This is a genomic window from Micromonospora sp. CPCC 205554, from assembly GCF_036902745.1.
In the GTDB taxonomy this organism is placed as follows: Bacteria; Actinomycetota; Actinomycetes; order Mycobacteriales; family Micromonosporaceae; genus Micromonospora; species Micromonospora tulbaghiae.
The window spans coordinates 1-19,103 of the sequence record NZ_JBAKHP010000011.1; the positions used below are offsets into that span (position 1 = coordinate 1).

Genomic DNA, 19,103 nt, shown 5'->3' on the forward strand with positions numbered 1-19,103 from the left:
GCGGCCACCGACCCGAACTACCCCGCCCATGAACACCCGACCCACACATCCGTCACAAGACCCGGAAAAATGACCTTGGAACCCTTCGTCTTGGCCCGACCCCTGATCGGCTGACCTGAGCCGAGCCGGACAGCACGCCGGTGTGTTCGGGGTTATGCGGCCGCACATAGGTCGGTAGCGTTGGTGCCACGGCGGCTAAGAGGCCGGTGGTGGCGTCCCGCGCTTGAGGAGGTTCGGGATGGAATCCTTGCCGGAGCTGACTTTCGGGCAGCGGCTGAAGGTCTACCGGGAGCGGTCCGGGAAGACTCGCGCGGTGCTGGGTGGACTGGTGGGGCGCAGCGCCGAGTGGGTCAAGGCGGTCGAGACCGACCGGATCCTGCCGCCGCGCATCCACATGCTGGATCGCATCGCGCGAGCACTGAAGGTCGACGTGTCCGCCCTGGCCGGCGAGCTGAGCGACAGGTCCGCTGTGGTCAACGGGCCTGAGCATCCGGCGCTGGCGTCGGTGCGGGACGCCGTGAACCGCGTCGTGCTCGCTGACGACGCTGAGCCGGAGTCGTTGGCCGGTTTGCGTGAGCGGCTTGCGATGGCCTGGCGGGCGCGTCATCAGGCGTCCGATCACCGGACGGTGCTGGGTGGGCTGCTGCCGAGACTCCTGCACGACGTGCAACGGGCCGCGCTTGTGTACGAGGGCATCGAGCGTCGGCAGGCGCACTCGCTGTTGGCGGAGACGTTCGGGCTGACGCAGATGTTCCTTGCGTACCAGCCGGCTGCCGAGTTGTTGTGGCGGGTCGCGGACCGGGCGATGGTGGCGGCGCAGGACTCCGGTGACCCGGAGGCGGTGGCCCTCGCGGCATGGTTCCTGTGTCAAGTGCATCGGGACGCGGGGGACTGGGACACCGCCATGGCGGTAAGGCACGATGTCCTGTCGGCTCTGGAGCCGAGGGCGGCCGACGCGGGCACGAATCTGCTGGCGTTGTGGGGTGCGCTCAACTTCGAGGCCGCGTACACCGCCGCTCGGGCCGGCGAGGAAGGCCGGGCCTGGCGGTACTGGGATCGGGCGGACCGGGTGGCGCAGCGTCTGCCGGAAGGCTTCTATCAGCCGCAGACGTCGTTCTCCCGGGTCATCATGGGCGCCCACGCGGTAACCGTGGCGGTGGAGTTGCAGAAGTCCGGTGAGGCGGTACGGCAGGCGCGTCGCCACGACTCGGCGGTCATCCCGTCGAGGCCGCGCCGGGCACGCCATCTCATCGAGGTGGCGCGGGCGCACTACGGCAAGGACGACAAGGAAGCGGCCGTGACGACGCTGCGGAAGGCGTACGAGTCGGCCCCCGAGACGATCCGCTTCAACGGGTACGCCCGCCAGATCACGTTGGACCTGCTCGACGGCCCACGCTCCACCCGTGACGACGCCCGTGACCTTGCGGTCAAGGTCGGCCTGCTCTCGTGATCCAGGGGTAGGAACCCTACCCGTTCCGCCTCGCGACCGACCGTAGCTTCTTGCTCACGGGATGCGGCGGGCGGTGCGGGTATCGCCTGGTCGCCGCGTCCCCCTCAACCTCGGGGGTGGGAGGCCGCCCTCGTTCGTGAGCGAGGGAGGGTCCGTGCGGCGCGTCTCGTATGATGAATACCTTTCTGCCGCCGCGCTGACTCTTGCCCGCAGGCACCGGCCGGTGTGGTCGTGGCGGCTCTGGCGGCGCATCTGCCACTGTGGGGCCGACTTGCCCTGCCGCGCCCGGCATCGAATTCCGATCAATCGGGGCCACTGGCCGTCGGAGGGTGAGCGGTGACCAGCGAGCAGGAACAGTCGATCGTCGCGGTTCATGTACGAGGGCTCGACGGCATGTGTGCCGGGTGCCGAGCGTGGTGGGCGCGGCTGACTCCGTACCCCTGTTGGCAGGTGGAATGGGCGACGAGCCGGCAGGCGCGGGCGATCACCGCGCGGTTCCTGGAGGGTGCGCGGTGACCACCCACGGCCCGGTCATGCCGGTCTGGAGCTGTGGTGGCTGCGACCTGCCCTGGCCCTGCCCGACCCGGAAGCGGGAGTTGCGCGCGGAGTTCATGGATACGCCGGTGTCGCTGGCCCTCTACCTCGGTGCCTACCTCGTTCAGGCCACCGAGGACATGCCCTGGACGCCGGCCGGCGTGCTGCACCGCCGCTTCCTCGGCTGGACCAGGCAAACCGGCCACCTCATGCCGGTAGTGCAGCAGCGATGTACAGCAACCGTGCCAGCTGAAGAGGTCACCTCTGACGCGTCTCAAGTGAAGGAAATCCATGGCGGTGCGCCGGTGGGGCCGACATCGTCGCCTCACTCGATGCCGAACTGCCACTTCACCCAACAGGCAAGGTAGGTGAGGACCGGACCGCTCGGAGGGTGCCCGCGCGACGCGAGCACCCTCCGAGGGCCGACGGTGCCCGATTCCCGGCTCGCCCTCAGCTCGTGGGGCCGGACGCCGCCCCGCCGAGGGTCACCTTGAGGATCTTCTCGTTGCTGTTGTTCGGGGTGCTGTCCTTGTCCCCGCCGGTGCTCGTGGTCAGCCACAGGTTGCCGTCGAGGGTCGGTTCGACGGTGCGCAGCCGGAAGTACGTCCCGACGAAGTACTGCTGGACGTTGGTGAGCGTGTTGCCGCTGATCTCCGCGCGGTACATCCGGTTGCCGCGCAGGCAGGCGATGTAGAGCACGTCCCGGACGATCGCGATGCCGCTGCACGAGGCCTCGGCCACCGGGTACGTCCGGATCGGGGCCCTGAAGTTCGGGTTGGCGCAGTCGCCGGAGGTGCCCTCGCAGGCGGGCCAGCCGTAGTTGCCGCCCTTGACGATGATGTTGGTCTCGTCCATGACGTTGTTGCCGAACTCCTGCTCGAAGAGCCGGCCCTGGGAGTCGAAGGCGAGTCCCTGCGGGTTGCGGTGGCCGTAGCTCCACACGTAGTTGCCGAAGGGGTTGTCCGCCGGGACGGTGCCGTCGGGGTTGAGCCGCAGCACCTTGCCGCCCAGGTTGCCGGTGTCCTGGGCCACGTCCGGGTCCTGTCCGTCGCCGGTGGCGGCGTAGAGCTTGCCGTCGGGACCGAAACGCAGCCGGCCGCCGTTGTGGTACTTGTTGCGCGGGATTCCCGTGACGAGCACCTGCCTGGTGCCGGTTTGCAGCGTGCCGTCGTAGCGGATGCGCACGATCCGGTTGTCGGTCGTGGTGGTGTGGTAGATGTACAGCCACCGGTCGGTGGTGAAGTCGGCCGAGACGGCCAGCCCGAGCACGCCACCCTCGCCGCTGGTGCCGGCCACGTTCGGCACGGTGCCGATGCTGCGCTTGTCGGTGCCGTCCGGGTTCATGGCGACGATGTCGAACAGATCCCGCCGGCCGTAGAGGACCGTGCCGTCGGGCAGTTGCACCAGGCCCCAGGGCAGGTCCTTCTCGGTGGTGACCGCCGTGGCGCCGCAGATCGGGCTCGTGCAGCCCGAGCCGGTGCGCGCGGTGACCGCGGCGCTCGCCCCCGAGACGTTGCCCTGGGCGTCCCGGGCGGTCACGGTGTACCGGTAGTCGGTGTCGGGCGTCAGCCCGGTGTCGGTGAACGTGGTCGCCGGCGGGTTGCCGGCGGTGCCGGTGGTGGAGCCGACCGCCGTACCGTTGCGCAGGATGGTGTAGCCGGTGACCGCGACGTTGTCGGTGGAGGCCGACCAGTTGAGGGTCACGTCCGTGCCGTTGACCGTCGCGGCCAGGTTGGTCGGCGTGCTGGGCGGAGACGTGTCCTGCTGGCAGAACGGCGGGGTGACCGGGAGCGTGGAGCTGGCCTGCGAGACGTTGCCGGCGGCGTCGCGGGCGTTGACGTACCAGCCCCAGGTGACACCCTGCACGACGCTGAGCGTGGCGGTCCGCGTCTGTCCCGGGACCGAGGTGACGAGCTGGCCGTCGTGGTAGATGTCGTAGAAGGCGACGCCGACGTTGTCCCGGGAGGCGTACCAGGAGAGCGTGACGGACTGGCAGGTCAGCCGGGTGCTGCGCAGGCCGGTCGGCCGGGTGGGCGGGCTGGTGTCGGCGGCGAGCCGCACCGCCGGCCGGCTACCGGCCGCCGGTGCGGCCGCCGCGGCGTTCGCGGGTACGCCGGTCAGGACGGTGCCGGCGCAGATCAGCAGGGCGAGCGGGACGCGGTGTCGGAACTGGCGAGGATGGGTCCGCACGGGTGCTTTCCTTCCCAGGGTTCTTGGTCAGTACGGGTAGCCGGGAACGTTGAGCCGCACGCTGTACAGGCCCGAGTCGTTCGTTCGGCCGGAGGTGATGTAGAGGGTCTGCCGGTCGGGTCCGCCGAACGCCACGTTGGTGGTGCCGGTGCCGCCGGAGCGGATCGTGCCGAGCTGCGCGCCGGCGGGCGAGTAGACGTGGATCAGCCCGTCCGAGCCGGAGGCCCAGTACACGTTGCCGGCGCAGTCGATGGTGACCCCGTCGGGACCGCCGATGTAGTTCACGAAGACGCTGCGAGCGCCGGTGCTGCCGTCGGGCTGGACGACGTACTTGTAGATCTTGTTCTCGGAGTAGGCGCCCACGTAGAGCGTGCCGCCGTCCGGGGAGAGCGCGATGCCGTTGGGTTGCCGCAGCCGGTCGTCCACCAGCGACACCTGGCCGCCGGAGACGCGGAAGACGCTCGTACGTCCGCTCATCTGGTCGGGTCGGTTGCCGCGCTGGAAGCTGGGGTCGGTGAAGTAGACGACGCCGTCGGAGCGGACCGTGACGTCGTTGGGTGAGTTGAACGCCCGGCCCTGGTAGTCGGCGGCGACGGTGCTGCGGGCCTGGTCGCTCAGGCGGTATGCGGAGACGTCCCGCTGGTCGTGGGTGGCGGCGATGATCTGCTGGGCGTCGGGGCTGAGCGCCAGGCCGTTGCTGCCGGCGTCGGCGACGAAGGTGTCGAAGGTCGCCGGCGGGGTGAACCGGCGGACCGTGGAGGGCTGCACGTTGTCCGGCCCGGTGCCCGCGGCCATGTCGGACATCAGCATGTAGCCGCCGTCGGCGATCCAGACCGGTCCTTCGAGGAACGAGAACCCGCTCCGGATCTTCGTCGCGGACACGGAGCCGGCCGGCAGGGGCGGGCCGTACCCGGTGCCGCCCGGGCAGACCCCGGGGGGCGCGCCGGGTGGGCCGGCGTGAACGTTCACATCAGCGGCGTCCCGAGGTGCCGGGGGTGCGGCACCGGCGGGGCCCGGTGCGGTGGTGAGCGCGAGGCACAGGCCGGTGAGTGCGGCGATTGCGGGACGCCAGGTCATCGGGTACTCCAATCGGAGTCGGTGAATGCGAGGCCCGTGGTTGCCTGGATCGGCCCCGTCCGCCGACACCTGCTATTGATCAGTGTCGATGCATATGGACGCAGCTTAGGCGAGGAAGCGGCGCCCCGCATCAGTTCCCCACGATCACCTTCGGCACATGCCCCGAAGGCGCCCGACGACCTGGCCGGGTCGTTCGGCCCGTCGTGCCGGTCGCTGAGCTTCCCGACCTGGTCACCCGGTACGGCCGCTCCAGAAGTGGAAGGACACCGGCGTGACCGGGTACGACGTGCACCGGGTCGACGCCGCCGGCACCGAAGAGGTGGGCAGCGCCACCGGCGCCTCGTGCTCGGTGGCCGGGTTGGGCGCCTCGTCCAGGAGCTCCTGGATCAGCGCAGCGCGCTGAAGAAGGCGCGCAGATCGGCAGCGAGCAGGTCGGGCTCTTCCTGGGCGAGGAAGTGGCCGCCGACCGTGGGTTCGCGCCAGTGGGTGAGGTTGGCGTACGTGCGTTCCGCGAACGACCGGGGCAGGCCGGCGTCCTCCACGCTGACCGTGACACCGGCGGGCACGGCGACCATCGGCAGATGTGGGGCCAGGTGGTCGTCACGGTAGGGCCGGAAGGACGTGCCTATGCAGTTGGTGACCCAGTACAGCATCACTGTGGTCAGCAGTTCGTCGAAGTCGAACCGGCGGGAGATGTCGCCGCCGCAGTCGCTCCAGCGCTGGTACTTCTCGATGATCCACGCGGCCAGTCCGGACGGCGAGTCGCTCAGCGCGGCCGCAAGGGTGTCGGGCCGTGTCTCCTGGAGGATCCCGTAGCCCCAGTCATCTTGGGCCTTCACGTCGAGCATGGCGACGAACGCCTCCTCGGCCGGGCTGAGGTCGTCCCTGCGGTCCGCCGGCGGGAACTTGATGTGCTGCGAGAAGACCCCGATGACCCGATCCGCGTGGCGGGCGCCGAGCCACGTCGTCACGCCGGACCCGATGTCGCCACCGTAGGCGCCGAAGCGGTCGTAGCCCAGACGGGTCATCAGCTCGGCCCACACGTCCGCGACAGCCGCCTCGGTCGTCGGGCCCTCGGCGAGAGGCCCGGAGAAGACGAAGCCGGGCAGGCTCGGTATGACGAGGTCGAAGTCTGCGAGCCGGGACACCAGGGGCAACATCTCCGTGTACGTGCTGGGCCAGCCGTGGGTCAGGATCAGCGCCGTGGCGTCGGGCGATGCCGAGCGAACATGAACGAAGTGGACCGGCGTGCCTCGGACCGTGGTGACGAACTGGGGGTACCGATTGAGGGCACGCTCGACCGCACGCCAGTCGAATCGATCGCGCCAGTACCGCACCAGTTCTGCCAGGTACCCGGGGTCGGTGCCGGCCGCCCACGGCTCTCCTGGTGCGGCCGGCGCGAACCTTGTCCGCGAAAGCCGAGCCCGCAGGTCGTCCAGGACGGCTTCGGGCACGTCGATGCGGAAGGGCGTCACCCGATCATGATCCCATCGCAAGGGGTCAAGGGCGGCCGCCCGAACGGGCAGGCGGCCGCCGCCGGGCTCCTACCCGAGCCGGCTGCCCGCGCGGGCGGCGGCGACAGCGGTTGCCATCCGGGCCAGGCGCGCGCCCTGAAAGCAGGCCGTCTCGAGGACAGCTCTGGCGTACTCGGGATCCCGGCTGGCGCGGCTCTCCACCTGGCTGACGCCGTACGGGTTTCCGCCGGCGGCGTGAGCGGTGTCGTAGTTCAGGTAGCCGGTGGGCAGGATGATCGACCCCCAGTGGTGGAAGGTCTGGTAGAGGCTGAGCAGGGTCGCCTCCTGACCGCCGTGTTCCTCGTAGGTGGCCGTGAAGCCGGTCGCCGGCTTGTCGGCCAGTTCCTCCGCCTGCCACGGGACGGTCGTGGTGTCGAGAAACTGGCGCAGCTGGGAGCAGATGTTCCCGAAACGGGTCGGCGTGCCGAAGGCGTACCCGTTGGCCCAGCGGAGGTCGTCCAGGGTGGCGAGCGGGATGTCGGCGGTGGCGTCGAGGTGGGCTCGCCACTGCGGCTTGGCATCGATGACGTGCTCCGGGGCCAACTCGGCCACCCGGCGCAGGCGGACCTCCGCGCCGGCGTCGGCGGCTCCATCGGCAAATGCCTGCGCGAGCCGGTGGACAGTGCCGGTGGCGGAGTAGTAGATGACGGCGATCCTGGCATCGGTGTGCATGGTGCCTCCTGGGTCGGCTCGGTTCACGGTCAACCGTGCCGATCAGGCTTACCGTTCGCTGACCATCGCCTTACCGACGCCGCCGAACGGCTGTTCGTCGAGGTCGAGCTGTGCGCCGCGGCTCATCTCGGCAGCGAGTTCGTCGCTGCCGAGCGCCTCCCGGAGACGGACGGTGATGCGCTGGACGTCATGTTGCTCGCCGGGAGGCAGCGGCGCTCCGGCGGCCTCGCGCAGCGTCCGTGCCGCGGCGAGCAGCCGCGCGGCGCGGCGGCTGTCACCGCCGAGGCTGACGGCCCCGGCCAGGCCCTCGAGAGCCAGGGCGACCGCCCGTTGATCCCCGGTGGCGCGCGCCGCGTCGAGCGACTCACGGTGGTGGCGCTCGGCGAGGACAGCATCACCGCGGTGCTCCGCGACGAACCCCAACTCGGCCAGCGCGAGCGCGCAGCCCGGCAGGAAGCCGGCGCGGCGGTTCCAGTCGAGCAGGTCCCGCTGCTGGGTCTCGGCGGCGTCGAGATCGCCCCGTCGTCGCGCGATCATCGCCAGTCCCGTGGCGGCGAAGGCGGCCGCTGAGCGGCTCGACTGTTCCTGCGCCACCTGTAGCGCGCGGTCGTGACTGACGGCGGCCTCGTCGAGGTCGCCCCGCAAGAGGGCGAGCCGGCCGATGCATGCCAGCTGCCGGGACACCGACGTCCACAGTCGCAGGTGTTCGGCGATGCGCAGCGCCTCCCGGTAGCGCGTGGCGGCGCGATCGTAGTCGCCGTGGATCTCGGCCAGGGTTCCCAGCAGGCTCGTCGGATGCACCTGTCCCCAGCGGTCGCCCACCTGCTCGAACAGCGACCGGCTGGTCTCGCAGTCACGCTGCGCCGCGGGCAGGTCGCTGCGGAGTACGAGCGCGAGGTCCGCTCGGACGGCACAGGCGGCAGCGATGCCCCACCGGTCCCCGCCGGCGCGGAACGCCGCCAGCGCCGCGTCGACCAGGACGGCGGCCTCGCCCGGATCTCCGGACCCGAGCATCATGAAGGCGAACAACCACTGCGCGAACGCCTTCTCCGGCCCTTCGGTGTCCTGGTAGCTGTCCAGGATCCGCTGCCGGGGAGCGGTCGGATCGCCGTCCCGGGTGGCGAGAGCGGTCAGCCACATCTCCGCACGGCGCCGCAGGCCGTCCGGTGCGACGTCGTCCTCGCTCCTCGGGACGATGTCCAACGCCGTTCGCAGTGACCGGCTCACCTCTCCGAATCGACCCCGGAGAAGCCGGTACCAGGACAACGAGGTGGCGAGCGCCAAGCCCACGCGGGCCTGACCGTCGGTGGCGGCGACGTCGAGCGCCGCCCGGAGGTTTGCGTTCTCGGCGTCGAGCTCGCGTAGCGCGCGACTCTGATCGTGACCACGTAGCCGTCCGGCGGCCTGTTCGGCCAGACGGGCGAAACACGTGACGTAACGGCGACGAGTTGCGGGCAGTTCGGCGGCGCTGTCGAGCTGTTCCAGACCGTAGGCGGCCACTGTCTCCGGAAGCCGAAAGCGTCGCGGACTCTCGTCGTGCCGCACCATGACCAACGATCGGTCGATCAGGCGTGCCAGCACATCGAGGACCTCGTCCGACGCCACCTGCCTGCCGGCGCACACCTGCTCGGCGGCGGCCAGGGTGGCGCCGTCGGCGAAGACCGCGAGCCGGCGCAGCACCGCGCGTTCGGGAGGCGACAGCAGCTCCCAACTCCAGTCGATCACGGCGCGAAGCCCCTGCTGACGCGGGGGCGCGGTGCGCCGGCCGGAGGACAGCAGCCGGAAGCGATCGTCGAGCCGTGCCGCCAGCTCGCCCGGGTCGAGAACGGCCAGACGGGACGCGGCCAGTTCCAGCGCCAGCGGTACGCCGTCGAGACGCCGGCAGATGACGGCGACCGCGTCCGTGTTCCGCTCATCGACGGTGAACCCCGGCTCGGTGGCGCGGGCGCGGGCGACGAAGAGCCGAACCGCCGGGGCCTCGGCGATCTGCCGCGCGCCGGCTCCGGGCTCCGGCAGGGCCAGCGGCGGCACCGGAAAGACGACCTCGCCGGGGATCCCGAGCGGTTCGCGGCTCGTCGCCAGGATGCGCAGGTCGGCCGCGGCGCCGAGGAGTTTCTCGGTCAGTTGAGCGACCGGCGCCACCACGTGTTCGCAGTTGTCGAGCAGCAACAGCATGCGCCGACCTCGCAGCGCGGTGACCAGCCGGTCCATCGGCTCGCGGGGTGGTCGATCACCGGGCAGGCCGGGCGGACTGTCGTCCCGGATCTCGAGCGTCGCCGCCACCATGTCGACGATCTCGGTGCAGGTCGCGTGGTCGCCGCTGTACGGCCGGCCGGCCAGCTCGACGAGCCACACCCCAGCGGGGAACGTGTCAGCCAGCACCCGAGCGGCCTCGATCGCCAACCTGCTCTTTCCCACCCCACCCAGACCGGTCAGGGTCACCAGCCGCTCGTTCGTCAGCCGCTCCCGTACCGCCTCGACGGCCGCGTCGCGCCCGATCAGTCCGCCGTACGGACCGGGCGACAGAGGCGCCGGCAGGTTGGTTCGGGCCGGAGTCGACGCCGGTGCCGGCGGCTGGAGGGCGGGATCCTGACGCAGGATCGCCCCGTGCAGCTCGACCAGCTCTCTGCCGGGATCGACGCCGAGTTCGTCGCGCGCCTGCCGACGGAACTGCTCGTAGGCGAACAGCGCCTCATGCTGGCGTCCCGAGCCGTACAGGGCGCGCAGGTGCGCGGCCCGTAGTCGCTCACGCCACGGGTGGCGCGCGACCAGGTCGGTCAGTTCCCCGGCGAGCAGGTGGTGCTCGCCAAGATCGAGCCGGGCCTCGGCCAGTTCCTCCAGCGCGGTCATGCGCTGGTCGTTGAGCCGCTCGACCGCCTGGCGGACGAATCGCTCGTCACCGAAGTCGGCGTACGGGGAACCGCGCCACAGCGACAGGGCCTCGGTCAGCGTCGCCGCCCGCACAGCCGGCTCCCGCTGCGCGCCCGAACGTAGCAGCAGAGCGGCGAAGCGACCGGCGTCGACCGATTCCGACGGCGCCCGCAGCCGGTAGCCGGCTTCACCGGACTCGACCAGCGCACGGCCACCCGCCTCGCCCGCCTCCAGTGCGCGGCGCAACTGCGACACCTTGGTCTGGAGCGCCCCGAGCGCGTTGCCCGGCGCCTCGTCACCCCAGAGATCTTCGATCAGCCGGTCGGCGGTCACCGGGCGTCCCTCGTGAACCAGCAGGTCAGCCAGCAGACCACGCACTTTGAGGCCGGGCACGGCGACAGGTTTGCCGTCCGACGTCCACACCGCGACGTCCCCCAGCACCCCGAACCTCATCGCTTCACACTAGCCAGCCGGCTGATCCGCCCCGCGAACGTCCGCCACCGTCGGTCCGCTCACCGGGAAGCGGCGCGGGGGCCACCGACGCGTACGTCAGTCGGCCATCAGCCGGCGGTAAGGAGCCCCCGGCAGGCTGAACCGAGCCGACACCGGAGGAACGACATGGATCAGCTACAGCGGCACCGAGCCGCTTCCCGCCACAGGCAACTCGCACCGGGGCGGGTGGCCACACCCTGGCTCGCCCTGCTGGCCGGTCCGCTGTCGTTCGGGATTGCCGCACCGGCACTGCTGCTCGACGACCTGGCGCGCGCGACGGGTAGCGGGGAACAGGCCGCGGCCGCCGGCGTGACCGCCTTCGGCTGGGGGATCGCGTTGGGGACGCCGCTGCTGGCGGCGCTGCTCGCCCGTCGTGGCGTACGAGCGGTCCTGACCGTCGCGTCCGCGCTGGTGGCCGCGGGGACGCTCATCCTCGTGCCGATCCCGAGCGTGCCGGCGATGGTGGCCGGTGCGGCGGTGCAGGGACTGGGGTCTGCCGGCCTCACCGTGACCGCGATGAAACTGGCCGACTCGGCCCGGCAGATGGGCGTGGTCGCCGCGTCGCTGGCGGTCGTCGGGGCCACCGGTCCGCTGACCGGCGCACTGGTCGCCGACATCTCGTCGTGGCAGGCGGCGCTGGCGTTGCCGCTGCTGGCGGTGCTCGCCGTGCCCGCGGCTCGCCGCGGCACCACCGCACCGGACGTGGCGCCGGCGCCGTTCGATTTCCTCGGGATGACCCTCCTGGCCATGCTGGTCACCGCAGCCGTCCTCGTTCCGCACCGACCGCTGGTGGCCGGCCCGGCCGCGACGGTATTGCTGCCTCTGCTGGTGTTCTGGACCAAGGTCCGTCCGGACGGCTTCCTGCCTGCTGCGGTGGCACGGAACGGCCGGTTCCTCGCGGCGTGCGCGCTGGCCCTCGCGCTGGGAGTGGGGAACTTCGCCCTGCTCTACGCCGCGCCGGACCTGCTGCGACAGCACGCGGGATGGGCAGGCACCCTCAGCGGGACCGTGCTGCTGGCGCCGTACCTGATCGGCGGCATCTGCTCCGGGTTCCTGGTCGCGGCATCCGTGCGAGTGTCACGCCGCGTCGCGTCCGCCGCGTTGCTCGTCACCGGCGCCACCGCGCTGCTGCTGGCGGCGGTCACCACCGCCGTACCGCTGCTGCTCGCGGCGATGACGCTCGGCTCCTTGGCCGCCGCGACCGGCCAAGGCGTACTCGCCCTGCACGCGGCAGGCGTCGTGTCCGCCTCCCACCGTGCCGAGGCACTGGGTCTGTTCAACCTCGCCTACCTGCTCAGCGTCGCGATCGGGCCGGCCATCGCCGTGACGCTCGCCCATCCGACCACCTGATCACCGCACGTGCGGCGGCGCGGCTGACTCCGTACCCGTGCCGGCAGGTGGAATGGGCGACCAGCCGGCAGGCACGGGCGGTCACCGTCAGCCGTGCCAGCCGCTGGTTCGATCCCGGTTTCCGGGGGCGCCGACATCACCGGTGCGCGGTGATCGCGCACCGGTGACCGGGTGGCCTCGGTGCGGGGTCACCCGGGCACCGTGGGCTATCCCGTCGGCCTGGCTCGGTGCAGGATCTGGGCCAGATCGGCCGGTCGGCTGAGCATCGGCCAGTGCCACGTCGGCAGTTCCTCGTACCGCCACGAGTCGCCGGCCATGTGCCGGCACAGCGGCATGGTGGCGGCCATCTCGCGCGCCTGCTCGGCGGTGAAGCTCGACAGCACGCCGAGGCGGGGCACCTTCTCCCACGCCCCGGTGAGCCGCACCGGGGTGGTGGCGGTCGCCCACGGTTGGGCCGCCGACCGCTCACCGAGCAGCGCGACGACCGACTCGTCGACATCCGGCGCTGTCGCCGCCAGTTCGGCCCACGGCGGAGGTGGCAGCCGCCAGCCGTCGCCGTGCTCGGCGACCACTGCCGCGTTTCGTGCCCGTTCCTGGGGCGGGTTGAAGTCGTCGTTCGCCGCCCCGTCGGGCAGTGGGCCGGTGTCGACGAAGACCAGCTGGGCGACGCGGTCGGTCATGCGGTCGGCGGCGGCTGTCGTGACGACCGCGCCGGCGTAGCTGTGCCCGACGAGAACCACGTCGTGCAGGTCCTCGTAGCGCAGCAGGTTGACCACGTCGGTGACGTGGACGTCGAGGTCGGTGTCCGGGCGGGCCAGGTGGGCACGCTCGCCCAGGCCGGTCAGGCTCAGCGGGTACACCTCGTGGCCGTGCGCACGCAGGACAGCGGCGACCGGGCGCCAGGCCCACGCGCCGAGCCAGAACCCGGGAACCAGTACGAATGTCGTCATGCATCACACGCTACGATCAATACCGGACAGATTCCGCCCGGATTAGGAGTCGGATTTTTGGTACGACCCACCGCGCGCGTTTTGGCGTTGCTGGAGATCCTCCAGGCCGGTGGCGGCTTCACCGTCGCTGACCTGGCCGGCCGGCTGAACGTCGACGAACGCACGGTCCGCCGCTACGCCGCACACCTCGCCGACCTCGGCATCCCGGTCGAGGCCCGGCGCGGTCGCTACGGCGGGTACCGGCTCGCGCCCGGATACAAGCTGCCGCCACTCATGCTCACCGACGAGGAGGCGGTCGCCGTCATGCTCGGGCTCGTCGCCGCCACCCGGGCGGGGCTCGTCACCGCCGAAGGAGCAGCCGCCGAGAGCGCCACCGCGAAGATCCGCCGGGTACTGCCGGCCGCCCTCGCCCGGCGCATCGACTCGCTGCTGGGCGCCGTGGACTTCACCGCACCCGTCCGCAAGCCCGCTCCGCCCGGCATCGAGGTGCTGCTGGTGCTCGCCGAAGCGGCCCGGCATCAACAACCGGTGATCATCACCTACACCACCTGGCGCGGCCGGTACGGCCAGCGTCAGCTCGACCCGTACGGGCTGGTCTTCCACGCCGGCCGGTGGTACGTCACCGGTCACGACCACCACCGCCGGGCCGTACGGACGTTCCGGCTCGACCGCATCGGAACAGCCCGCCCCACCCAGGGCGGGTTCGACATCCCGGCCGGCTTCGATCCCACCACGCAGGTACTCGCCGGCCTGGCCGCCGTGCCGTACACGCACGACATCTCCGTCGTCCTGCACACCAGCCTGGAGCAGGCGCAGCGACGGATCCCGCCGTCGGTCGGCACGCTCACCGAGGTGCCCGACGGAGTACGCCTCACAGCCCGGGCCGAACGGCTCGACGGCGCGGCGCAGATGCTCGCCGGGCTCGGTTGGCCGTTCACAATCGACCGGCCGGACAAGCTCAAGGACGAGGTACGGGCCCTGGCCACCCGGCTGCTCACCGACGCCGGCGCCTGAGGCTCGGTAGTGGTGGTCGGACCCGCCTCGGCCCAGGTGCCCCGGCGCTTCGCCGATAGGCTCGCGGCATGTGGACCTTCCGCAGTCCCCAGGTGATTCTCTTCAGCGACGATCTCACTCGGGCGGCCGCCTTCTACACCCGGCTGGGATTCCGGGAAACCTTCCGGGTACCGGCTGACGGCGAACCGATTCACATCGATCTCGTCCTCGACGGATACAAGATCGGCATCGCCTCGGTAGCCTCCACCCGCGAGGACCACGGCTTGGATCCGGTCGCCGAAGGCCAGCGCGTCGCGGTCGTCCTCTGGACCGATGACACCACCGCGGCCTACGAGGGCCTGGTCGCGGGCGGAGCACCCGCTCTCGCACCTCCACACGGATGGCTCGGCCGGCTACTGATCGCGTGGACCGCCGACCCCGACGGCAACCCGATCCAGATCGTCCAATCCCTGTGAGGCTGCCAGCCGCTGCCCCGATCCGGCATCGCAGGTGGCTTACGCCTGCTCACTGCTGAGCAGGTTTCCACCACGCGAGGTTGGCGGTCACCTGGGCCACCGGCTCGATGATCTCCCACGCCTCGGCGATCAGTCCGTCGTCGATCCGCCAGATGTCCACGACCGCGATCGCCGGTCCTGCGTCGGGAAGCCGGCGCCGCGAGTACATCACGACGTGATCGCCGTCGGCCAGCACCTGATGGATCTCGACCTGCATGGCGGCGAGCGGCACCAGCGCGGCGCGGACGGCGGCGAGCCACTCCACCTTGGTCGATGTGGTTCCACCCGGCCTGTGGTGGACGAAGTCGTCACTCAGGAACGGTGCGAGCGCATCGACGTCGCCCGTCTCGATCAGTCCGGCCAGCGCCCGTTGGACGATGCTCTTGTTCACCGTGGTCATGGATGCAGTGTTTGCGTGACCGCCTCGATTGTCGATGAACTCGGATTTCATGGCGTCCGACTCGACGATGCGTACGCTCCATGAGCGTGTACACGGTCGGGGAACTCCTGCGGCAGTGGCGGCAGCGCCGGGGACTCAGCCAACGGGATCTCGCAATCGCTGCGGACGTCTCGGCTCGTCACGTCAGCCTGGTCGAGACCGGTAAGTCCAAGCCGAGCTCCAACATGATCCTTCGACTCGCGGATCAGCTCCACGTGCCGCTGCGTGATCGCAACCGGCTGCTGCTCGCCGGGGGCTTCGCACCTCGGTACGCCGAGCGGCCGCTCGACCACAACGCACTGTCAGCCGTCCACGACGCCGTCCGGAGGGTGCTCCGCGCCCACGAGCCCTACCCGGCGCTGGTCTTCGATCGCCGGTGGAACATCGTGATGACCAACCGCGCTGTCGACCCGTTCTTCGCACAGGTGGCTCCGGACCTGCTGCGGCCGCCGGTCAACCTGGTGCGGCTGGGACTGGATCCGCGCGGGTTCGGGCGCATGGTCGTCAATCTGGCCGACGTGCGCGCGGTGTTCCGCAGCCGGATCTCACGCCAGCTCGCCACCGCTCCCGACCCTGAGCTCACCGCACTCTACGAAGAGCTGCTGGCGCCCGAACCGGAGAACACGTCGGGTCAGCGGATCGAAACGGACGTCGTGATACCGATGATCCTTCGCGTCGGCGGACGAGAGCTGCGGCTGTTCTCGACCATCACCACATTCGGCACCCCGATGGACATCACGGTCGACGAGATCGCGATCGAGTCCTACTACCCGGCCGACGCGGAGAGCGCCGCCTACTTCACGACGTAGCGCACTGTCAGCCGCCGGCAAGTCGGCTCCGATGGCCGGCAGGAGCCGGGTGTCATGCCCGGCTCAGGCCGAGCGCCTCGTCCACCCGGTCCAGCACCGTCACGTCGTCGTGGCCGACACCGCGCAGCAGGTCGATGGCGGTCGCCCGGATCTGCCCGACGATCATGGTTACCGGCAGCGGTGGATCGCTCCGCAGCAGGCCCGCGGCGAGCCGCACCGCCTCCAGGGCCGCCGCGTCGGCCCGCTGTGCGTGCCGGTCGGCGTCGGCGCCGGTGAGGTCGTGGGCCATGGCCTCACCGGCCGACCGTACGGCGGAGGTCAGCGCGCCGATCGCGGCGGCCAGCTCCGGCGGCGTGGCGGTGTGCCGGCGGGTCAGGGTCACGCCGGCCCGGGCCAGCACGCGGATGTTGCGGGCGGCGTAGTCGAGCTGCCGCAGCGTGGCCTCCACCTCGGCGAGCTTGCCCAGGTGCCGGCGGCGCAGTCCCAGCCGCAGCGTCTCACCGGTGGCGAGCACCGCGGCCTGCATCTCGGCGACGCAGTCGTCCACCTGTCGCGCCCGGTCCAGCGCGGCGCGGGCGGCATCCTCGTCGCAGTCCCGCAGCGCCGCGTTGACCTGGTCGAGCAGGTCGGCCAGGTCGGTGTAGCTGCGCCGGGCCTGGGCCACCAGTGGCGCCAGCGGGTCACGGGCGGCCATCAGCTGGCTGGCGGCAAGCGCCACGGCGCCGCCGATGAGCGCGTCGACGAAGCGGAACGGCATCAGCGTCCCGTTCGGCGCGGAGACCACGACCAGGTACATGGCCGAGACGGTGGCCTGCACGACCAGGGCACGACGGGCCCCGATCACCACGAGCGTCGTGGTGGTCAGCAGCAGCACCAGCAGGACCGTCTCGGTGCCCGGGCCCGACGCGTACACCAGCAGCTCCGCGACGAGCACGGCGGCTGCCACGGCGAGCAGGATCTCGACGGTCTGCCGCAGCCGTCGCCCGCGGGACTCGCCGAGCACGACGAGCGCGGCGGTCGGCGCGAAGAACGGGTCCGGGTGACGGATCACCACCGCCGCGACGATCCAGGCCACCACAGCGGCGGCGGTCAGCTCGACCACTGTCATCCCGTCGTCGCGTAACCGCGCGGCGGCGTCGCGCACCCAGGTCCGCACCGGTGGTACCCCTCTCGCCGGGCGGGCCGGGACCGGCCGCCGATTGATCTTCCGCGAGGAGGGCCACTACCCCGGCTGTGAGCTGACCAATCGCTCGGGTGGCGGACGCCCCGTGACGACCCGCACGCGCCCGGGTCAGCGGCGGATGAGGCCGAGGTGGGTGGCGGTGGCGACGGCGGCGGTGCGTGAGTCGACGCCGAGTTTGGCGTAGATGCGCGCCAGGTGGGATTTGACGGTGCCTTCGGTCAGGTGGAGGCGGGCGCCGATGGCCTGGTTGGACAGGCCGTCGGCGACCAGGGCGACGACCTCGGTCTCGCGTCGGGTCAGGGCGGTGCCCGGCGTGCGCAGCCGGTTCATCAGCCGGTCCGCGACTGCGGGCGCCAGCGTGGTGCGTCCGGCGGCGGCGGTGCGGACGGCGGCGGCCAGGTCCTCGGGTGGGGCGTCCTTGAGGAGGTAGCCGGTGGCGCCGGCCTCGATGGCGGGCAGGGTGTCGGCGTCGGAGTCGTAGGTGGTGACGATCAGCACGCGCGGCGCTCCCGGGCGGGCGGTGATCCGGGCGGTGGCTTCGGCGCCGCCCATGCCCTTGCCGAACTGCAGGTCCATCAGCACGACGTCGATGTCGCCTGCGGCGGCGCGGGTGACGGCGTCCTCGGCGGTGGCGGCTTCGGCCACGACCAGGAGGCCGGGTTCGGTTTCCAGCACGGCGCGCAGTCCGGCCCGTACGACGGGGTGGTCGTCGGCCAGGAGGAGGCGGATGGGGGCGTCGTCGGTCACGGGCGGCCCTCGGGCTCGGTCTCGGTGGGTTGGGTGAGGGGAAGCCGGGCGGTCAGGGCGGTGCCGTGACCGGGCGCGGACTCGACGGCCAGGGTGCCGCCGAGGGCGTCCATGCGGGCGCGCATGGCCGCCAGGCCGAAGCCGCCGCTGTCGGCGGCGGGGGCGGGCGTCCGTCCGGGGTCGAAGCCGTGCCCGTCGTCGACGACGTGCAGGGCGACGTGGTCGCCGAGGCGGCTGAGGGTGACCTCGGCGGTGGTGGCCTCGGCGTGGCGGACCGTGTTCGCTAGGGCGGACTGGGCGACACGCAGGAGAGCCACCTCCTGGGCGGTCGACAGCGAGGGCTCGCCGACGAGGTGGAAGCGGACGGTGAGGCGGTGGCGGGCGCTGGTGGTGGTGCACAGGCGTTCCAGGGCCCCGGCCAGGGTGGTGCCCTCCAGGGTGGGCGGGGTGAGCGCGGCGACGAACCGGCGGGCCTCGGCGAGGTTGTCCACGGCGACCTGGCGGGCCGCGTCGACGTGGCCGGCGGCGGCGTCGGCCCGGCCGGGCAGGGCGCGCTCGGCGGCGCGCAGCAGCAACTGGATGCTGGACAGGCCCTGGGCGAGGGTGTCGTGGATCTCGCGGGCCAGACGCTCGCGTTCGGCGAGCACGGCGGCGGTGTGCTGGGCCCGGGCCAGGTCGGCCCGGGTGGCGGTGAGTTCCTCGATCAGCTGCCTGCGCTGCTCGCTCTCCCGGTACAGGGCCTGGTATCCCCACACCACCCCGACGGCGACGGCGGCGCCGAGCGCGGGACCGATCGCCACGGCCGGGGTGAAGGAGCCGGTGTCCGCGGCGAACCCGGCGACGGCCGCCACGGCGGTGGCGATCACGGCGGCCAGGCCGGCGCGGCGCGGCAGCAGGTGGAGCTGGAGGAAGTACAGCGGGAAGGCCACCCAGATCGCGTCGGGGGACAGGCCCAGCAGCACCAGCCACACGGCGCCCACGGCGGCCAGCCACCACGCGGCGGCCCGCCGCGAGCGGCGGATGCGGGGAAGGAACGGCCCGGCGGCGTACGTCAGGCCGAACGCCGCCGCCGCGGCGACGATCAGTCCGGCGTGGGGCCGGTCGCCGGTCACCGCCCGGCCGGCGGTCAGGACGAGCAGGCCGGCGATCAGCAGGTGCAGGCACCAGGCCAGGGCCCGGATGGTCGGGGTCAGGGCGGGCGCAGCGGTGCTCACAGTGCGTCCCACGTTACCGATGCAGGCGGCCTGGGGCCTCTATCGAAAGTTGGAACCCGTGTGCCGTCTTCCGGCCCGCGAAGTGCTGTCCCACGCCAGACGC

The 19,103-nt window shown here is 71.7% G+C and carries 18 protein-coding genes; 8 read left to right on the forward strand and 10 right to left on the reverse strand.

The genetic code is table 11. The features are described from left to right. Window positions 1-238: 238 nt before the first annotated feature. The 3 genes from V6U82_RS16600 to V6U82_RS16610 all read left to right on the forward strand — a co-directional run bounded on the left by V6U82_RS16600 (window position 239) and on the right by V6U82_RS16610 (window position 2,352). Window positions 239-1,450 (forward strand): helix-turn-helix domain-containing protein, encoded by a 1,212-nt coding sequence (locus tag V6U82_RS16600; protein ID WP_334462179.1) that lies wholly within the window; start codon window positions 239-241, stop codon window positions 1,448-1,450. A gap of 336 nt (window positions 1,451-1,786) precedes the next feature. Continuing rightward, window positions 1,787-1,966, forward strand: a complete 180-nt coding sequence (locus V6U82_RS16605; protein WP_334462181.1) for a hypothetical protein — start codon at window positions 1,787-1,789, stop codon at window positions 1,964-1,966. Continuing rightward, window positions 1,963-2,352, forward strand: coding sequence for a hypothetical protein (locus tag V6U82_RS16610; RefSeq protein WP_334462183.1), 390 nt, complete (start codon window positions 1,963-1,965; stop codon window positions 2,350-2,352). Before V6U82_RS16605 ends, V6U82_RS16610 begins: the two co-directional genes overlap by 4 nt. 82 nt (window positions 2,353-2,434) lie before the next feature. Here V6U82_RS16610 and V6U82_RS16615 read toward each other — a convergent pair whose 3' ends face one another. Together V6U82_RS16615 and V6U82_RS16620 are read right to left on the reverse strand one after the other, a co-directional pair. Beyond that, window positions 2,435-4,174, reverse strand: coding sequence for a PQQ-dependent sugar dehydrogenase (locus tag V6U82_RS16615; protein ID WP_334462185.1), 1,740 nt, complete (start codon window positions 4,172-4,174; stop codon window positions 2,435-2,437). 27 nt (window positions 4,175-4,201) lie between these two features. After that, window positions 4,202-5,251 carry an SMP-30/gluconolactonase/LRE family protein gene (locus V6U82_RS16620; RefSeq protein ID WP_334462187.1) on the reverse strand — a complete coding sequence of 350 codons (1,050 nt, stop codon included), beginning with the start codon at window positions 5,249-5,251 and terminating at the stop codon, window positions 4,202-4,204. Window positions 5,252-5,522: 271 nt separating this feature from the next. Here V6U82_RS16620 and V6U82_RS16625 point away from each other — a divergent pair, with 271 nt between their 5' ends. Next, the gene (locus V6U82_RS16625; RefSeq protein ID WP_334462189.1) at window positions 5,523-5,654 is read left to right on the forward strand and encodes a hypothetical protein; all 132 of its coding nucleotides are present in this window, start codon (window positions 5,523-5,525) and stop codon (window positions 5,652-5,654) included. Here V6U82_RS16625 and V6U82_RS16630 read toward each other — a convergent pair. The 3 genes from V6U82_RS16630 to V6U82_RS16640 all read right to left on the reverse strand — a co-directional run bounded on the left by V6U82_RS16630 (window position 5,638) and on the right by V6U82_RS16640 (window position 10,761). Next, window positions 5,638-6,726: an epoxide hydrolase family protein gene (locus V6U82_RS16630; RefSeq protein WP_334462190.1), complete on the reverse strand. Its 1,089-nt coding sequence runs from the start codon at window positions 6,724-6,726 to the stop codon at window positions 5,638-5,640. The genes V6U82_RS16625 and V6U82_RS16630 overlap by 17 nt on opposite strands. A 69-nt stretch (window positions 6,727-6,795) precedes the next feature. Next, window positions 6,796-7,437 carry an NAD(P)H:quinone oxidoreductase gene (gene wrbA, locus V6U82_RS16635; RefSeq protein ID WP_334462192.1) on the reverse strand — a complete coding sequence of 214 codons (642 nt, stop codon included), beginning with the start codon at window positions 7,435-7,437 and terminating at the stop codon, window positions 6,796-6,798. A gap of 48 nt (window positions 7,438-7,485) precedes the next feature. Further along, the gene (locus tag V6U82_RS16640; RefSeq protein ID WP_334462193.1) at window positions 7,486-10,761 is read right to left on the reverse strand and encodes a BTAD domain-containing putative transcriptional regulator; all 3,276 of its coding nucleotides are present in this window, start codon (window positions 10,759-10,761) and stop codon (window positions 7,486-7,488) included. A 165-nt stretch (window positions 10,762-10,926) separates the two neighbouring features. On the opposite strand from V6U82_RS16640, the gene V6U82_RS16645 reads away from it, so the two are divergent. Beyond that, a complete protein-coding gene (locus tag V6U82_RS16645) occupies window positions 10,927-12,150 on the forward strand; it encodes an MFS transporter (protein WP_334462195.1) in 1,224 nt (407 codons plus the stop codon). Window positions 12,151-12,356: 206 nt separating this feature from the next. On the opposite strand, the gene V6U82_RS16650 is transcribed toward V6U82_RS16645, so the two are convergent. Beyond that, on the reverse strand, window positions 12,357-13,100 hold the full coding sequence (locus V6U82_RS16650; protein ID WP_334462197.1) for an alpha/beta fold hydrolase: 744 nt from the start codon (window positions 13,098-13,100) through the stop codon (window positions 12,357-12,359). Between the two features lie 57 nt (window positions 13,101-13,157). Here V6U82_RS16650 and V6U82_RS16655 point away from each other — a divergent pair, with 57 nt between their 5' ends. Further along, window positions 13,158-14,114: a helix-turn-helix transcriptional regulator gene (locus V6U82_RS16655; RefSeq protein WP_334462199.1), complete on the forward strand. Its 957-nt coding sequence runs from the start codon at window positions 13,158-13,160 to the stop codon at window positions 14,112-14,114. 68 nt (window positions 14,115-14,182) lie between these two features. Further along, window positions 14,183-14,569 (forward strand): VOC family protein, encoded by a 387-nt coding sequence (locus V6U82_RS16660; protein WP_334462201.1) that lies wholly within the window; start codon window positions 14,183-14,185, stop codon window positions 14,567-14,569. Window positions 14,570-14,618: 49 nt separating this feature from the next. On the opposite strand, the gene V6U82_RS16665 is transcribed toward V6U82_RS16660, so the two are convergent. Further along, window positions 14,619-15,059 carry a nuclear transport factor 2 family protein gene (locus tag V6U82_RS16665; RefSeq protein WP_334462203.1) on the reverse strand — a complete coding sequence of 147 codons (441 nt, stop codon included), beginning with the start codon at window positions 15,057-15,059 and terminating at the stop codon, window positions 14,619-14,621. Window positions 15,060-15,088: 29 nt separating this feature from the next. On the opposite strand from V6U82_RS16665, the gene V6U82_RS16670 reads away from it, so the two are divergent. Next, window positions 15,089-15,856 carry a helix-turn-helix domain-containing protein gene (locus V6U82_RS16670; RefSeq protein ID WP_334462206.1) on the forward strand — a complete coding sequence of 256 codons (768 nt, stop codon included), beginning with the start codon at window positions 15,089-15,091 and terminating at the stop codon, window positions 15,854-15,856. A gap of 52 nt (window positions 15,857-15,908) precedes the next feature. On the opposite strand, the gene V6U82_RS16675 is transcribed toward V6U82_RS16670, so the two are convergent. The 3 genes from V6U82_RS16675 to V6U82_RS16685 all read right to left on the reverse strand — a co-directional run bounded on the left by V6U82_RS16675 (window position 15,909) and on the right by V6U82_RS16685 (window position 19,012). Beyond that, entirely contained in the window at window positions 15,909-17,012 is a 1,104-nt protein-coding gene (locus tag V6U82_RS16675) for an FUSC family protein (protein ID WP_334462209.1), read from the reverse strand. Window positions 17,013-17,147: 135 nt separating this feature from the next. Then, on the reverse strand, window positions 17,148-17,786 hold the full coding sequence (locus V6U82_RS16680) for a response regulator transcription factor (RefSeq protein ID WP_334462211.1): 639 nt from the start codon (window positions 17,784-17,786) through the stop codon (window positions 17,148-17,150). Then, window positions 17,783-19,012: a sensor histidine kinase gene (locus V6U82_RS16685; RefSeq protein WP_334462213.1), complete on the reverse strand. Its 1,230-nt coding sequence runs from the start codon at window positions 19,010-19,012 to the stop codon at window positions 17,783-17,785. Before V6U82_RS16685 ends, V6U82_RS16680 begins: the two co-directional genes overlap by 4 nt. Window positions 19,013-19,103 lie beyond the last annotated feature (91 nt).

Coding starts and splice junctions, on each gene's coding strand:
- V6U82_RS16600 (WP_334462179.1), top strand. CDS start 239: ATGGAATCCTTGCCGGAGCTGACTTTCGGGCAGCGGCTGAAGGTCTAC.
- V6U82_RS16620 (WP_334462187.1), bottom strand. CDS start 5,251: ATGACCTGGCGTCCCGCAATCGCCGCACTCACCGGCCTGTGCCTCGCG.
- wrbA (WP_334462192.1), bottom strand. CDS start 7,437: ATGCACACCGATGCCAGGATCGCCGTCATCTACTACTCCGCCACCGGC.
- V6U82_RS16640 (WP_334462193.1), bottom strand. CDS start 10,761: ATGAGGTTCGGGGTGCTGGGGGACGTCGCGGTGTGGACGTCGGACGGC.
- V6U82_RS16645 (WP_334462195.1), top strand. CDS start 10,927: ATGGATCAGCTACAGCGGCACCGAGCCGCTTCCCGCCACAGGCAACTC.
- V6U82_RS16650 (WP_334462197.1), bottom strand. CDS start 13,100: ATGACGACATTCGTACTGGTTCCCGGGTTCTGGCTCGGCGCGTGGGCC.
- V6U82_RS16660 (WP_334462201.1), top strand. CDS start 14,183: ATGTGGACCTTCCGCAGTCCCCAGGTGATTCTCTTCAGCGACGATCTC.
- V6U82_RS16665 (WP_334462203.1), bottom strand. CDS start 15,059: ATGAAATCCGAGTTCATCGACAATCGAGGCGGTCACGCAAACACTGCA.
- V6U82_RS16670 (WP_334462206.1), top strand. CDS start 15,089: ATGAGCGTGTACACGGTCGGGGAACTCCTGCGGCAGTGGCGGCAGCGC.